Source organism: Staphylococcus pasteuri (assembly GCF_030547725.1).
In the GTDB taxonomy this organism is placed as follows: domain Bacteria; phylum Bacillota; class Bacilli; order Staphylococcales; family Staphylococcaceae; genus Staphylococcus; species Staphylococcus pasteuri.
The window spans coordinates 33796-49402 of record NZ_JAUOQO010000001.1 but is presented as its reverse complement, the minus strand read 5'-3'; the positions used below and the strand labels follow the sequence as shown (position 1 = coordinate 49402).

Sequence of the window (15607 nt, the reverse complement as noted above, 5' to 3'; positions counted from 1 at the left end):
TCATACCAACAAAGATTAAATAGGTTTGAAACATACATATTTTACTTCATCATGTTTGAGAACAACATTAACGTCTTGATTATCATTTTCTTGAATGAATAATTCTGTTTTTGGATGATTGCATTGATCCAATTGATTAATAATATCTTTATCAAGAAACAGTTGTTCTTTAGTTTGCGGTAATAAATTATCTATTGTCCCATGCTCACTATTCAAAGTTTGAACTATTGTTAATGAATGTGATTTCAATGTGTTTTTGAAAATAAATTTCTGTTGACTATCAGATAAATAGCGATCGTTTATTTTGTTAAATAATATGAAGTGATAATTGCCATCTTTACGACTCATAATGTAGTTATTACAAATTTGTAATTCTTCATTTACAAAAGGGTGAGTCATTTTATAAATGTGAATTAGAGGTAATGCATTACCGAATTCATTAAATAATGACAAGTACTTCGTTTCGTCTGCAATGAGTTGGTAACTAATACCACCACCATAGCGTAGTAAAGCAATGATATGACAAACTAAATCAGCTAGTTGTAAAGGATTAGAACTATTGCTAGCATATTTGAAACATTTCAAAGATAAATAATCATACACAAAATGAGTGGAGTCTATGCCTGAATCTAAAATGAACTGCTTATAATTTTCAAAATGTGTCGTCGAATGATTATATGTTCTTCTTTTATTAATTAAAGATAATTTCGTTTCAATATTTTCAATATCAATTAAATAGTAATCAAAATTAAGTCTTTTTAAAGTATCGTATGTTTTTTCTACAGTCTGATTTTGACGTAATAGGCCGTCTACAGTCATACCATATTGGATATCTTTATTTTTATTTTTAATTTTTAAATGACAAAGATGTATATCTTGTGTAGACATTTTAGACGAATCAAAAATAAGCATTAATTTTACGACTTTTTTATTTAATTTATAGTCATTATGTCCTTGTAAAAACTTCAAAATAAATTGATTAACTACATTAAATTGATTTGTAGATTTAATTTTTATTGCTAAACCAATATGTCTCTCAAATAATTTATCAAGGCATCTATGTAACAAATGATAGTTAATTTGATTAGAAGTTACGTCGCTAACATTTTCAATAAGAATGACTGGTTCAGGTAAAAATGAAAAATCAATATCAAAATACTCATTGAACGTAAAATGAAATAATTCATTAAAATTATCAAGTCTAATAAATGCTTTTGAGGGTTTGGAATAATCTTTAGGATCAAAGTTATCTATATTGATTTCAGTAATCTCTGTAGCTAATTGATTATTAAAATCAAAATGATTAATTAATGGTAAAAAAGGTGAATAATCCTTATCTTCTATATTTAAATGAGACAAAGTATCCATTTTGACTATATAAGAGCGATACTGTTTTGGGCTAAAATTCAAATAGTTTTTAAACTGATTTGTAAAATTAGTATGGCTACTAAACCCAGATTCTTCTGATATAGTGTTAATTGATAAATTAGTAGTCATTAATAGTTTAATAGCATGACGGATTTTCAAACTTGTATAGTAATCTTTAAAATTCATATTTAAATAACGTATAAATAAATTTGAACAATAAGATTCTGAAATACTACTATTTATAGCGACATCTTTTAAAGAAATAGTTTGAGTTATTCTATCTTGAAGAAAAAGTAAACACTCTGAAAACAAAGTATTACTAATTGACATATTGGGGATATAATCAACATCGTATTTTATAACTGCTTCTTTATACAAGATCTGAATTACTTTGGAACAAAGTTGATGATCAACCGTTTGGTCCTCTGAATATTGTTGTATAGTTTGTAGAATAAGCGTTTTGATATAACCACTAGATTGTAATAAATGTCTATCGAAATAGCACTGGAAAAAGTCGTCATCTTCTACATAAAAATAAAAGATCGGAATCGTTAATTGTACTATATTATGAGCATTTTCAACTTCAAATATGTCACCATGATTAATTATAGCAATGTGTGCATCTAAATCTTTAACTTCTCCGTTGATTTTAATGTTCAAGTCATTAGTTAATGAAAATAAGATGATGACTTTATTAATATTACGAAATGGCTTGGTGCTGTACTGATGAAAAAGGTTTAGGTTACATGTCATATGATATTACGAAGCTCCTCTATGTTTGTTTTGAAAATCTAAAAAAATCATCACTTATAAATTGTTTGCATTGAATAGTTTTTATGATATTCAATGTCTGTGGCATTTAATACGCGATTAAATAATAATTGATATTATAATAGATTCGCCTTCAAATAGTAATAGTTAAAAATAAAGTTCATAGTAAAAATTTTGTGAAAACGTAGCCATTTTTGTATTGTTTGCAACATAAAAGGAGTTTTAGAAATATAGTATTGTATATTTGGAAATTTTCAATAGCGTGTAATCTCATTTTTTAGTACATAATAAATATAGATTCCAATCCAAAAGAAATTTTAAAAAACTTAAATTGATTAAGGGTTGTAATCTATGGTATTAAATGTACGTTATATACACAACTTAGATATAACAACAAAAAGAGAGAGACAACATAGAATCACATATACCATATTTAGTGAATAAAAATTGATTAACTTAACATTAGTATAAACAACAAGGATTATATTCATACTTTAAATATTTTTACTAACACATTAGCAACTAGTAATTAGACATCATGAAACAATGTTGAATATATGAAGCAATGACAACAAGAATCAACAACATATTTCATATTTGGTAGAAATATTTAAACGACATCCAATGAATAACCATCTTCTGAAAATTAAAGTATGATGAAACATCAATATTTAAGTAGCGATTTTTAAAAACATTAATTTGAAATACTCCCCCCGAAGTACTAACAAATTAAATGAAGCATGACAATTCGTTTCACTGGATGTAAAAATAAGTCCTTTATATTGTTTATAATTATTTAGTGATACAACTTAGAATTAATCTTTCTTCAGACATTTATAATAATGTACATTTAATGAGTCAATAAAGGTTTATTACCTTTACTTACAAAAAAGACAAACCACTTATAAAAGTGTGGTTTGTCTTTTTTATGCTTTTAATACTGTGCTATCTTTTAAATATTGAACATCATATTGATACGCTAACGATCTTAAAAATGATAATAAATCTTCTATTGGAATATCTTCATGTTTAAATTGATGTTTTAATTTTGTAGCAGTTTCCTTTTCCTCTTCTGTAGCTAACTTTTTGAAATACCCCCACATATGATCGTAGGCATTCATAACACTTCCTTGACTAGGGGGTATTTGAATTGCTTCTTTTACTATTAGATTAATTTCATTATATGAGGGATTATGTTTAAGTCTTTCACGTATAGCATTGTAATGACTTTGACTATGGAGTAATACACGATATTTCTCTTCACGCCATAACTTTTCAATATATCCACGTTCTTTCAATAAACTAACTCCTTTCATTTTTAATTATTTATATTCTTATACCCATTTGAAAAGTAAATTAATATAAGTTAATTAACTGTCATGACAACGATTAAATTTAAAACTTTATTGAATGAGGTTGATTTAATTATTGCAACCGTTTACAATAAAGTTAGTAATTTTGGAACTGGTTCCAAAAAAATTGGGAGGGTTTATACAAATGAACTATAAACAATCAGCAGAAGATATATTAACTGCAATAGGTGGAGAAGAGAATTTAGATTCAATGGCGCATTGCGCGACGAGACTTAGATTAATATTAAATGATGAAAGTAAAGTAGATGAAGACGCATTATCTAAAATGGATGTCGTTAAAGGAACATTCTCAACTGGTGGTCAATACCAAATTATTATTGGGTCAGGGACTGTAAATAAAGTATTTAACGAAATGGAGAATATTACTGGTAAAGAAGCATCTACAACTTCTGAAGTAAAAGAGAAGTCAACTAAACATATGAATCCATTACAACGCTTTGTGAAAATGTTATCTGATATCTTTGTTCCGATTATTCCAGCAATCGTTGCCGGTGGTTTGTTGATGGGTCTAAACAATTTATTAACTGCTAAGGACTTATTTTATGATGGCAAATCTTTGATTGAAGTCCATGATCAATTTGCTGGATTAGCAGAGATGATTAATATTTTTGCCAATGCACCATTTACATTATTGCCGATTTTAATTGGATTTAGTGCAGCAAAACGATTTGGCGGTAATGCATACTTAGGCGCAGCACTTGGTATGATATTAGTACATCCAAGTTTGATGAGTGCCTATGATTTTCCGAAAGCAGTAGAAGCGGGTAAATCAATTCCATATTGGGATGTATTTGGATTACATATTAATCAAGTAGGTTACCAAGGACAAGTTTTACCTATGTTAGTGGCAGCTTATATATTAGCTACTATTGAGAAATGGCTTCGCAAAGTCATACCAACAGTATTAGATAATTTAGTAACACCACTATTATCAATCTTTGTAACAGCATTTATTACATTCTTATTTGTTGGTCCTATTACAAGACAATTAGGATACTGGTTATCAGATGGCTTAACATGGCTTTACGAATTTGGTGGTGCAATAGGCGGATTAATCTTTGGTTTATTATATGCACCAATCGTTATCACTGGTATGCATCATAGTTTCATTGCAGTAGAAACAACATTAATTGCTGATCAGGCTAAAACTGGTGGTTCATTTATCTTCCCAATTGCTACCATGTCAAATATCGCTCAGGGTGGTGCAGCGTTAGCGTCATTCTTTATTATTAAAAATAATAAAAAATTAAAAGGTGTTGCATCAGCTGCAGGTATTTCAGCAGTTTTAGGTATTACGGAACCAGCGATGTTCGGTGTAAATCTTAAATTAAGATACCCATTCATAGGTGCTATTATTGGATCAGGTCTTGGTGCAGCGTATATTTCATTCTTTAAAGTTAAAGCAATAGCTTTAGGTACAGCAGGTATACCTGGATTTATATCAATCAATCCAAACCATGGTGGGTGGCTACATTACCTCATAGGAATGGTAATAGCATTTGTCGTTTCAGTTCTTGTGACATTTGTTCTATCTAAAAGAAATAAATATAAAGAAGTTCAATAAAGTAGGTTATAAAAAAGACAACTCGTTAATTTACTTTGATGATATCTATTAAATTATACAGAAGGCCTTATTCTTTAAAAGTAATATAATGTAAAATTACACACAAAATACGTAGTATTTATGGCGAGACTCCCGAGGGAACAGTACTAGTTGAAGACACTAGAAATACTCACAGATTTATCTGTGCCGTATTTCTGGCTGAAACTGTACCATGGGAAGGGACCCAACACAGAGAAACTGATTAAATCAGTTTCTACAAGCAAAGCAAGTTGGGCAAAGAGAGCCATACAATACGAAGTATTGGGTATAAAGAAAGCACTAAGATGATTAAAATAAATCGTCTTAGTGCTATTATTTTGGGATTTATGTCCCAAGTGATTTTTTTAATTTTGTTATAGCTATAGCTTTTGTTTTCGCCATAAATAAACACTGACGATTGCAACAAGAATAAGAGAAATAACGACAACGATAATCCAAGAAATGTAACTATGATCACTTAGTGGTAATGGTACATTCATTCCAAAGAAACTAAATACCAGTGTAGGTAGGGTTAATAATACAGTAAACATAGTTAATGTTTTCATAATCGTATTCATATCATTAGATAATAATGATGCATAAGAAGTTGTAATACTTTCTAAGATACGTTGATGTAGTTCGGTTGTTTCAATTGCTTGGTTATTTTCGATAATTAAATCTTCTAGTAACTCTTCATCATCTTCAAAACGTTTAATAGCAGGTAGACGGAATAACTTTTTAATTATTGTATCGTTACCTTTCAAAGCCGCTAAGAAGTATACCAAACTTTTCTCAACTTCCATTAGTTTGAAAAGTTGCTTATTAGTAATATTATTTTTCAATTCTCTTTCGATACGAATACGTGATTTATTCAATAATCTTAAATTTCTATTATAATGATTCGCAATCGTTGTTAAGATTTCTAGTGCAAAGCGACTATGAAACTTCAGATTAATATTGTCTTGTCTAGAGAAGTTCTCTAAAAATTCATTTTCAGCGTCACAAATAGTCATTACGATACCATTACCAATGACTATGCCTAATGGAATTGTAATAAAGGATAGGACACTGCGATTTGTTGAATTAACTAGAGGTAAGTCGATAATAATCAGTGAGTATCCAGTATCTTCGTCATACTCAATACGAGCACTTTCTTCTGAGTCGAGTGGATCTCGAATAAAGTCTTCTGGTAAATTATAATATTCCATTAAATGTTCTATTTCTTCTCTATCAGGTTCAACTACATTAATCCACAATGCTTGTTGATCAAGAGTCGTTTCGATAATTTCATTATTAATTTGATTTGAATGTTTATATGCAGTGATCATTTGTAAAAGTCCTTTCACAAGCTTTTTAACTTCAAACGCATCACAATATTTTACGAGCAATGTGTTTAACGAGACTGATTGTATTTTTGTTCTGCCATAATTCGTAACGGACCATAATAAATAATTTTGAAAATATGAGTGACAAGGTCATCAACAGAAATACGATTAGAATCTAATACCCAATATCTGATAATTGAGATTGTGGCACCTGACACATAACTATGAAAATACATTTCTGGTATGCCTTCAATTTCATTATTAATACTGATCTGATTCTTCATATTATATTGTATCAGGTCGCTTATTTTTTCTTCTAAACGACTTTTTCGTTCCAAATTAAGAATCGTATTATAAAAGTCTAGATTATCATATACATGTTGAATGATGTTTCGCAATACTTTATCTATAAATAGTGTCGAAATCATTTCAACATTTTCACCTTCAATTTCTGAAAAGGTGGTGAATTTAGATATTTGAGCAATACATTCGTCTTCCATATCGGTTAATAATAAATATTTATCTTCATAATGTAAATAGAATGTACCTCGATTTATATCAGCTTTATCTGCAATGTCTTGCACTGTAATATTTTCAATATTTTGTTCCTTTAATAATTGTATAAAGGCATGCTTTATTGCTGATTTTGTTTTACGGACACGTCGATCTTCCTTCAAAAATGTAAAACCTCCCATAATTAATAGACAATATACACCAAAGTGTTCAATAAAAGACGTTTTTCTATTAATTGATTGTTGTTTATTTATTTAAACTCATTATAATTGTAAAAGTGATAAATGTTCAACAAATTGTTGAATTGTTTCAAGGGAGGAAAAAAAGTTATGAATATATTTAAAAGTAAATTATTATGGTTGACGCCTATAGCAATCATTTTAATATTAATGATTTTCGCGGTTGCATTTTACCCAGCCTTTAATCCTAAACCAAAAGATATGCCAATTGCTATCGTAAATCACGATGAAGGTACTTCTATTCAAGGTAAGAAAACAAATATTGGTGATAAATTAGAAGATAAACTATTAGATAGCGATTCTGACGCTGTTAAATGGGTTAAAGTAGACAGTGAAAAAGACGCTAAAAAAGGTATGGAAAAAGAGAAATATTATGGGGCTGCAATTTTTGAAAAAGACTTTTCAAAAAATGCTATGAGTAAAACTCAAAAAGTCGTAATGGATAGTAAAAAATCTGAAATGCAAGATAAAGTAAAATCAGGTGAAATTCCAGCTCAACAAGCACAACAAATGGCTAAAAAAATGGACAACCAAAAAGTTGACGTTAAAAAAGCACAATTTAAAACAATAGTAAGTGAAGGAACAAGTTTACAAGGTTCTCAAATGGCTAGTAGCGTATTGTCAGGTATGGGTGACAATATTAATAATCAAATTACAAAACAAAGTCTTCAAACATTAGAAAAACAAAATGTTAAAGTTGATGCAAAAGATATTAACGCTGTAACTAATCCAGTTAAAATCAATAACGATAAAATTAATGAAGTTAAAGATCACCAAGGTGGCGGTAATGCATCATTCTTAATGTTCATGCCAGTTTGGATGGGTTCTATTGTTGCATCAATCTTATTATTCTTTGCATTTAGAACTAGTAATAACGTTAAAATTGCACATCGTTTAATTGCGTCTGTAGCACAAATGATATTTACAGCTATTACAGCATTTGCTGGTAGTTTCGCATATGTATATTTTATGAAAGGTGCGTTAGATTTCCATTTTGATCATCCAAATAGAGTTTCTATATTTGTAGCATTAGCTATTATGGGATTCGTTGGATTAATTCTTGGAACAATGACATGGTTAGGTATGAAATCAGTACCAATCTTCTTCATTGCAATGTTCTTTAGTATGCAATTAGTAATGTTACCAAAACAAATGCTACCTGAGTTCTATCAAAAATATATTTATGATTGGAACCCATTTGCACATTACTCAACAAGCTTAAAAGAAATTATCTATATGAATCATCATCTAGAGTTAAATACAACAATGTGGATGCTTATTGGATTCATGATTTTCGGAGTAGTATCAAGCTTATTAGCAGCAGCTCTTAGAAAACATAGTAACAAACGTACTGAAATTCCAGCATAATTATAGCACGGTAAATTTCAAAAACTGTCGATAAGATGTATTTCTTATCGGCAGTTTTTTTGTGTAAATAAATATTAATAAGACATGTATTCGTTACTCAGTAATGTATACATTGAGTCAAAGAAAAAGGCAATTTCTATATTTTTCAATAGAAATTGCCTTTTATCCTTTGTCTCAAAACTTAATGTCTCAGACACTTCAATTTTGAATAGGATTAAAGTGCTGTGTAACCACCGTCAACAGTAATAACTGAACCAGTAACGAATGATGATGCATCTGAAGCTAAGTATAGTGCTGCACCTTGTAATTCTTCTGGTACACCTGGACGATTCATAGGAGTCATATTCATCCAAGTATCAATCATATCTCCGCCTTTAGCGAAATAATCTTTAGTTAATTCTGTTTTCATATATCCTGGTGCAATTGTATTTACACGAATATTATGTTTAGCCCATTCATTTGCTAAACTTTTAGTAAGCATAATTACAGCTGCTTTAGAAGTATTATATGCTGCTTGTGGTTGTGGTGTGTTTACAATAACACCTGACATTGAAGATGTATTAACAATAACACCACTCTTTTGTTCACGGAAGACTTCACCAACAGCATTTGTAACTAGTACCATACTGTTTAAGTTAACATCCATTGTTTTTTTCCAACGTTCATATGGCATATCTTCAAAATCAACATGTTCATTAATACCTGCATTATTAAACAAGATATCAATATGACCAAATGTATCCATTGTTTCTTTTACCATGTCGTTTACTTGATCAACATTTGTTACATCTACTTTGCATGCAATGGCTTTATTTCCTGTTTCTTCTTCAAATTCTTTAGCAGTTTGTTGTCCAACTTCTAAATTCATATCTGCAATTACAAGATTAGCACCTGCTTCAGCTAAAGCTTTTCCCATAGATTTACCTAAACCAGAAGCTCCTCCTGTTACGATAGCTACTTTATTTTCTAATTTGAATTTATCTAATACTGACATTTAATCCATCTCCTTATGTTTATGTATGTATCCATTTTAAAATAAGATATATGAAATTCCTAGTGCAAACGCTTACTTTTATAAATTTTTATTTTCATATTACATTTTTTAAATAATAAGTTCACCATAGAAACATAAATGAATGCTCATTTGTATTCAACTACTACTTAAAAACACTATTTGATTAGTGTCTTCATATAATTACTACTCTTGAAATTTATATAAAATAAAACAACCTGGGACAATTAATGTCTCAGGCTATAATTTTAAATTCATTCATCTTCATTTTTATTATATGTAGCTTTAGCTAATTCTATAAACATATGTGCAGCTTTAGACAAGTGATTAAATTTATCACTTTTATATGCCACTACAACTTGATTAAAATAGCTAGGGTTCTCTAATTTAATACTTAACCCTTCAAAATGTTTACTACTGTTTTTAACGCTTTCTGGTACATAAGTAATCCCTAAGCCTTCATTTACCAATCTTAAAGCATTATCAATGCTGATCGTTTCCATCGCAATATTGGGTTCAAGCTCATTGTCTTCTAATATTTGATTAGTGATTTTACGCAAAGCCATATTCGGTTTTAACAATATAAAATTATCATTTACTAGTTCTTGATGAATTTCAAAAATTGATTTGTTTTTGTAATTATCATTTGTAATTAATGAATGATTGGATGGAATCATCAAATATATGGGTTCTTTAGATAGAGTTTCAAACTGGAATACACCTTGATAAAAAGGCAAAATCGTAATTGCTATATCAATCTTATTATCAATAAGTAATTGCTCAATTCGATGAGCTGATTCTTCTATTAACTTTAATTCGATACCTGGATATTCTTTTATAAATTCTGGCAATATCTTATATAATGCATGGGCTGCTAGTATAGGATTAATTCCTATGACTAAACGACCTTTTTTTAATCCAGAAATCATTTGTAATTCCGATTTCATTTCATCATACGTATATTTAATTTGATTCATATATTCTATATAACGTTCCCCAGCGTACGTTAAAGTAATTGGATTTTTCTCTCTATTTAATAACTCTGTGCCTAAGTCAGTTTCTAATTCCTTAATAAACTTACTTAAATACGGCTGTGAAATGTATAAATATTTTGCTGCTTGGGAAATACTACCAAATCTATTGATTTCCTCTAAATATTTACTTGATCTTGTGTTTATCATTTAGACACTCTTTCCTCTATATAACCTTTTAGTTATAGTTTTTATACCTAAAACAATCTTTTACAAAACCTAATTTTGGGTTGATAATATTAATTGTCATCAAATAGACAAAAATTAAACTTGAAATTCTACTTTAAGGGAGGGCCAATATGGAAATCATCGGTACAATTGGTATTATTATCGGGATATTATTCATTATCTATTTCTCAATGAATGGATATTCTATTTTAATAGTAGGTCCAATTGCTTCAATTATTGTTATTTTAACAAACGGTTTACCTTTCTTTAATTCCTTAATTGGAACTAAAGAATCATATATTACTGGATTGGCTCAATTTATTATTAGTTTCTTTGGCGTGTTCTTACTTGGTTCATTACTTGCAAAATACATGGATCAAAGTGGTGCAGCACATTCTATCGCCTCTAAAATAATTAGTAAAATTGGTACTAGCAATCCATATTCTATATTAGTTTCTATATTTTTAATCACTGCAATTTTAACATACGGAGGCATTAGCTTATTCGTGGTTGTCTTCGTTATCGTGCCTTTAGCAAAACCTTTATTCAAACAATTGAATATTGCATGGAATTTGATTTGTATTCCTATCATGTTAGGTTTAGGAACATTTACTATGACAATGTTACCAGGTACACCTTCAGTACAAAATGTTGTACCAACTAAATATTTGGGTACAACATTAACAGCAGCACCTTTATTAGGAATCATTGGAACAATCGTTGCCATAGTATTTGGTTTATGGTACATGAAACATGCATTAAATAAAAGTCTTGCAAAAGGTGAAACTTTTGATGATTTTAATACGAGTAATTTAGATTTAGAAAATGAAGAAAAATCTACACCTAATTTTTATCTAAGTATTTTACCTATCGTTGTGTTAATTATTATCAATATTATTGGTAGTATATTAAAAATTGATAACGTTATTCTTATTAGTTTAGCTATTTCAATTATTTTATCTGCCATTTTATTCCATAAACACATCAATATCCATAGAGAAGTTATTAACGAAGGTGCTGGTAGTTCGGTAACACCAATGTTCTTAACTGCTTCTGCAATTGCATTTGGTACAGTAGTTACTTTAGCACCAGGATTTTCAAGTATTAAATCTTTAATATTAAATATACCAGGAAATCCATTAATAAGTTTATCTGTAGCTTCTGCGTTATTCGGTATTATAACAGGTTCTGCTTCAGGTTCACTAGGTATTGTCATGCAAGCATTTGGTAAACAGTATGTTGATATGGGTATTGACCCTGATACAATTCACAGAGTTGCAGTAATGTCTTCATCTGTATTTACTGTTATGCCACATACTGGTGTTGTATTAACACTATTCGCATTGACAGGTTTAAATCACAAAAATGGCTTTAAATATTTATTTATTACTAATACGGGTGCCAATTTATTAGCGCTTATTGTTGTAATCATCGCATCCGCATTTATATAAACATTTTAGGAGGAATTTAATATGACTAGAAACGTAATTGTAACAGGTTCAGGACAAGGAATTGGCTACGCAATCGCACAAGGATTTGATAAACAAGGCGATCGTGTATTTATCTTTGATATGAGTAAAGATGCAGCTGAAAAAGCAGCAGACTCATTAGAAAATGGTGTAGCTTATCAAGTTGACGTAACAGATGAAGAAGTTATTAAATCTGCTATCGCTGACATTAGAAGTAAATATGGTGAAATTGATGTATTAGTTAATAACGCAGGTATCCAATTTATTTCTAAAGTTGAAGACTTCCCATTAGAAAAATGGAACCAAGTATTAGGTGTTATTCAAACAGGTACATTCTTAATGACAAAACATACAATCCCAAGTATGAAACAACAAGAAAAAGGACGTATCATCACTATTTCTTCAGCACATGGTGAAATGGCAGACCCATTCAAATCTGCATATGTAGCTTCAAAATTTGCTCAAATCGGATTTGCTAAAACTGTAGCACTAGAAACTGTTAAATTTGGTATTACATCAAATGCAGTTTTACCAGGACCAGTTCGTACTAAATTAATTGAAAATCAACTTGCTAACTTAGCAGAACAAGATAATTCAACAGAACAAGAAGCTATGGAAAAATATATCACTGGTAAAATGCCAATGAATCGTTTATTAGAACCACATGAAATTGCTGATACTGTTCTATTCTTAGCTTCTGATGGTGCTTCAGCTATTACTGGTGAAACTATTAGTGTATCTGGTGGATCTAACGCATAATTCATTATTTCAAAATCTATAGAAAGAAGGAATAAATATGAGTAATTTAAAAGAACAATTAATTGGAACATGGGCATTAGTTAACTATCAAGATGAAGATGAAAATGGTAATATCTTCTATCCTTTAGGTAAAGACGCAACTGGTTTTATTATGTATAATCCAGATGGTTATATGTCAGCTCAATTAATGCAACAAGGTAGATCTGCTTATGCTTCTGGTGACTTACACACTGGTACAAAAGATGAAATGGCAGAAGCTGCACATGGTTATGTTGCTTACTCAGGTAAATATGAATTAGATGAAGAAAATTCAACAGTTTATCACACTATGGAAGTAAGTATGAACCCAACTTGGTTAGGCGATACACAACCACGTTTATTCGAACTTGAAGGTGACACTTTAAGCATTGTTAATGGTAATGTGCCAAACCAAAAATTAGTTTGGAAACGTGTTAATCACTAATTAAATATTGTAATTTTTAAAAGGTCTAAGACATTATGTTATCAGACTAATAAAGAAGGTAATTTCTATTACAAATGATATAGAGATTACCTTCTTTATATTAAAAAAAAGCGATAAATAATCAGAAAATTAGAACTTTAATATATCGGTTGTAATTTTTTAAAACCGTGTTAATATATTCATTAGATATCTAACTAAATGAGGTGAAGCGATGGAAGTGACATATCAATTTCTATTAAGAAGCTTAGCACATGAGATGAAGAATTATGCAGATCGACGATTAGATGATTTTGGAATTACACAAGAACAAAGTCATACATTAGGATATATATATCGTTATCAAGAAAAAGGTATATCACAAAAAGAATTAATGGAATTCTTTGGTAGAAAAGGTTCAACGGTCAGCAGTATAATAAAAAATCTGGAAGCAAATCATTTAGTTTTTAGGAAAGTTAATCCAGAAGATACACGTAGTAAAATTTTGAAACTAACGGACGAAGGTCTAGAATTAGTAGAATCTTTTACTAAAGTATTTGATGAAATTGAAGAAAGATTACTATTAAATATCTCAGATGAAGATCAACTGAAATTTAAAGAAATTATAGAACAAATGATGAAAAACTTGAAATAATGCGTGGTTATTATTTAGAGTAATAGCCACTATATTTTTCGATATATAGTTAGAAATCTAACTATTAGTCATCTAATTAAAAGGGAGTAAGAATAATGAAAGACGAACAATTGTATTTTTTTGAAAAAGCACCAATATTTAAAGCAATGATGCATTTCTCATTACCAATGATGATAGGAAGTTTATTAAGTGTAATTTATGGGATTTTAAATGTATATTTCATAGGATTTTTAGATGATAGCCATATGATTTCAGCAATATCACTAACATTACCAATATTTGCTGCATTAATGGGATTCGGTAATCTATTTGGTGTAGGTGGTGGAACTTATATTTCACGATTATTAGGAGCCAAAGATTACAGTAAAAGTAAATACGTTAGTAGCTTTTCAATGTATGGAGGCTTATTACTTGGCGTCATTATTGCATTAGTGACATTACCGTTTACTGATCAAATTGCACAAGTTTTAGGAGCACACGGTGAAACAATCAAATTTACAAGTGATTATTTAAGAATTATGTTCTTAAGTTCCCCATTTGTTATTTTATTCTTTATTTTAGAACAATTTGCACGTGCAGTAGGAGCACCAATAGTTTCTATGGTAGGAATGTTAGCAAGTGTTGTATTAAATATGATTTTAGATCCGATTTTAATTTTCGGTTTTGATTTAAATGTAGTTGGTGCTGCTTTAGGTACTGCAATTTCAAATTTAGTAGCTGCAATATTCTTTATTCTTTATTTTATGAAAAAAATTGAATCACTTTCTGTAAATGTTAAATTTGCTAAACCAAATAAAGAAATGATGGCAGAAATTTTCAAAATTGGTATTCCAGCTTTCTTAATGGTTGTACTTATGGGTGTAACTGGATTAGTATTGAATTTGTTTTTAGCTAATTATGGTAACTATGCTATTGCCAGTTATGGTATTCAATTTAGATTAGTACAATTTCCAGAACTAATTATTATGGGATTAAGTGAAGGCGTTGTACCTTTGATTGCTTATAATTTTGTTGCTAATAAATCAAGAATGAAAGATACGGTTAAAGCTGTTATCATTTCTATCTTTGCGATTTTTGCAGTAAGTATGATTATAGTATTTGTGTTTGGTCACCAAATCATTCAATTATTTAGTACAGATCCACACATTGTTGATCTTGCTACATTCATGTTACAAGTGACAATGACATCATTATTATTAAATGGTATTGGTTTCTTATTCACTGGTATGTTACAAGCGACTGGACAAGGTCGCGGTGCAACAATTATGGCTATTTTACAAGGTACAGTTATCATTCCAGTATTATTTGTCATGAATAGTTTGTTTGGTTTAACAGGGGTAGTATGGTCACTATTAATCGCAGAAACATTATGTGCTTTAGCAGCGATGTTAATCGTTTACTTATTAAGAAATAAATTAACAGTTGATAAAGAAGCTTTATTAGAAGAATAATTGTAAATAAAGGGACAATCATTATTATTAAAACGATGGTTGTCCTTTTTCTTTTGTGACTAAATAATGAACAATTTTCAATAT

General features: G+C 29.6%; 13 protein-coding genes. 7 read left to right on the top strand and 6 right to left on the bottom strand.

The features are described 5' to 3' along the window. Nucleotides 1-15: 15 nt before the first annotated feature. Entirely contained in the window at nt 16-2121 is a 2106-nt protein-coding gene (rsp, locus tag Q4528_RS00210) for an AraC family transcriptional regulator Rsp (RefSeq protein ID WP_046467076.1), read from the bottom strand. 944 nt (nt 2122-3065) lie between these two features. After that, entirely contained in the window at nt 3066-3437 is a 372-nt protein-coding gene (locus tag Q4528_RS00205) for a YbgA family protein (protein WP_303520054.1), read from the bottom strand. Nucleotides 3438-3636: 199 nt separating this feature from the next. Here Q4528_RS00205 and Q4528_RS00200 point away from each other — a divergent pair, with 199 nt between their 5' ends. After that, complete coding sequence (locus tag Q4528_RS00200) at nt 3637-5076, top strand: sucrose-specific PTS transporter subunit IIBC (protein ID WP_046467078.1); 1440 nt, start codon at nt 3637-3639, stop codon at nt 5074-5076. 398 nt (nt 5077-5474) lie between these two features. Here the strand turns inward: Q4528_RS00200 and Q4528_RS00195 are convergent, their stop codons facing one another. Further along, complete coding sequence (locus Q4528_RS00195; protein ID WP_017636835.1) at nt 5475-6422, bottom strand: magnesium transporter CorA family protein; 948 nt, start codon at nt 6420-6422, stop codon at nt 5475-5477. 65 nt (nt 6423-6487) lie between these two features. Further along, nucleotides 6488-7096: a TetR/AcrR family transcriptional regulator gene (locus Q4528_RS00190; RefSeq protein WP_029055770.1), complete on the bottom strand. Its 609-nt coding sequence runs from the start codon at nt 7094-7096 to the stop codon at nt 6488-6490. Between the two features lie 165 nt (nt 7097-7261). On the opposite strand from Q4528_RS00190, the gene Q4528_RS00185 reads away from it, so the two are divergent. After that, nucleotides 7262-8539, top strand: a complete 1278-nt coding sequence (locus Q4528_RS00185) for a YhgE/Pip domain-containing protein (protein WP_046467079.1) — start codon at nt 7262-7264, stop codon at nt 8537-8539. A 214-nt stretch (nt 8540-8753) separates the two neighbouring features. Here Q4528_RS00185 and Q4528_RS00180 read toward each other — a convergent pair whose 3' ends face one another. Then, nucleotides 8754-9533, bottom strand: a complete 780-nt coding sequence (locus Q4528_RS00180) for an SDR family NAD(P)-dependent oxidoreductase (RefSeq protein WP_017636832.1) — start codon at nt 9531-9533, stop codon at nt 8754-8756. Nucleotides 9534-9805: 272 nt separating this feature from the next. Next, nucleotides 9806-10732 carry a LysR family transcriptional regulator gene (locus tag Q4528_RS00175; RefSeq protein ID WP_017636831.1) on the bottom strand — a complete coding sequence of 309 codons (927 nt, stop codon included), beginning with the start codon at nt 10730-10732 and terminating at the stop codon, nt 9806-9808. A 149-nt stretch (nt 10733-10881) separates the two neighbouring features. Between Q4528_RS00175 and Q4528_RS00170 the strand changes: the two genes are divergently transcribed. The 5 genes from Q4528_RS00170 (at nt 10882) to Q4528_RS00150 (ending at nt 15523) form a co-directional block, all read left to right on the top strand. Further along, entirely contained in the window at nt 10882-12201 is a 1320-nt protein-coding gene (locus Q4528_RS00170) for a GntP family permease (RefSeq protein WP_017636830.1), read from the top strand. Nucleotides 12202-12222: 21 nt separating this feature from the next. After that, nucleotides 12223-12978 carry an SDR family NAD(P)-dependent oxidoreductase gene (locus tag Q4528_RS00165; RefSeq protein ID WP_017636829.1) on the top strand — a complete coding sequence of 252 codons (756 nt, stop codon included), beginning with the start codon at nt 12223-12225 and terminating at the stop codon, nt 12976-12978. A gap of 37 nt (nt 12979-13015) precedes the next feature. Beyond that, nucleotides 13016-13441, top strand: a complete 426-nt coding sequence (locus Q4528_RS00160; protein ID WP_017636828.1) for a lipocalin-like domain-containing protein — start codon at nt 13016-13018, stop codon at nt 13439-13441. 211 nt (nt 13442-13652) lie between these two features. Beyond that, nucleotides 13653-14072: a MarR family winged helix-turn-helix transcriptional regulator gene (locus tag Q4528_RS00155; protein ID WP_017636827.1), complete on the top strand. Its 420-nt coding sequence runs from the start codon at nt 13653-13655 to the stop codon at nt 14070-14072. A gap of 95 nt (nt 14073-14167) precedes the next feature. Next, nucleotides 14168-15523: an MATE family efflux transporter gene (locus tag Q4528_RS00150; protein ID WP_108000387.1), complete on the top strand. Its 1356-nt coding sequence runs from the start codon at nt 14168-14170 to the stop codon at nt 15521-15523. The last annotated feature ends 84 nt before the right edge of the window (nt 15524-15607 follow it).

Excerpts from the sequence above, each read along its gene's own strand:
- rsp (WP_046467076.1), bottom strand. The coding sequence starts at position 2,121 with ATGACATGTAACCTAAACCTTTTTCATCAGTACAGCACCAAGCCATTT.
- Q4528_RS00200 (WP_046467078.1), top strand. The coding sequence starts at position 3,637 with ATGAACTATAAACAATCAGCAGAAGATATATTAACTGCAATAGGTGGA.
- Q4528_RS00195 (WP_017636835.1), bottom strand. The coding sequence starts at position 6,422 with ATGATCACTGCATATAAACATTCAAATCAAATTAATAATGAAATTATC.
- Q4528_RS00185 (WP_046467079.1), top strand. The coding sequence starts at position 7,262 with ATGAATATATTTAAAAGTAAATTATTATGGTTGACGCCTATAGCAATC.
- Q4528_RS00180 (WP_017636832.1), bottom strand. The coding sequence starts at position 9,533 with ATGTCAGTATTAGATAAATTCAAATTAGAAAATAAAGTAGCTATCGTA.
- Q4528_RS00175 (WP_017636831.1), bottom strand. The coding sequence starts at position 10,732 with ATGATAAACACAAGATCAAGTAAATATTTAGAGGAAATCAATAGATTT.
- Q4528_RS00170 (WP_017636830.1), top strand. The coding sequence starts at position 10,882 with ATGGAAATCATCGGTACAATTGGTATTATTATCGGGATATTATTCATT.
- Q4528_RS00165 (WP_017636829.1), top strand. The coding sequence starts at position 12,223 with ATGACTAGAAACGTAATTGTAACAGGTTCAGGACAAGGAATTGGCTAC.
- Q4528_RS00160 (WP_017636828.1), top strand. The coding sequence starts at position 13,016 with ATGAGTAATTTAAAAGAACAATTAATTGGAACATGGGCATTAGTTAAC.
- Q4528_RS00155 (WP_017636827.1), top strand. The coding sequence starts at position 13,653 with ATGGAAGTGACATATCAATTTCTATTAAGAAGCTTAGCACATGAGATG.
- Q4528_RS00150 (WP_108000387.1), top strand. The coding sequence starts at position 14,168 with ATGAAAGACGAACAATTGTATTTTTTTGAAAAAGCACCAATATTTAAA.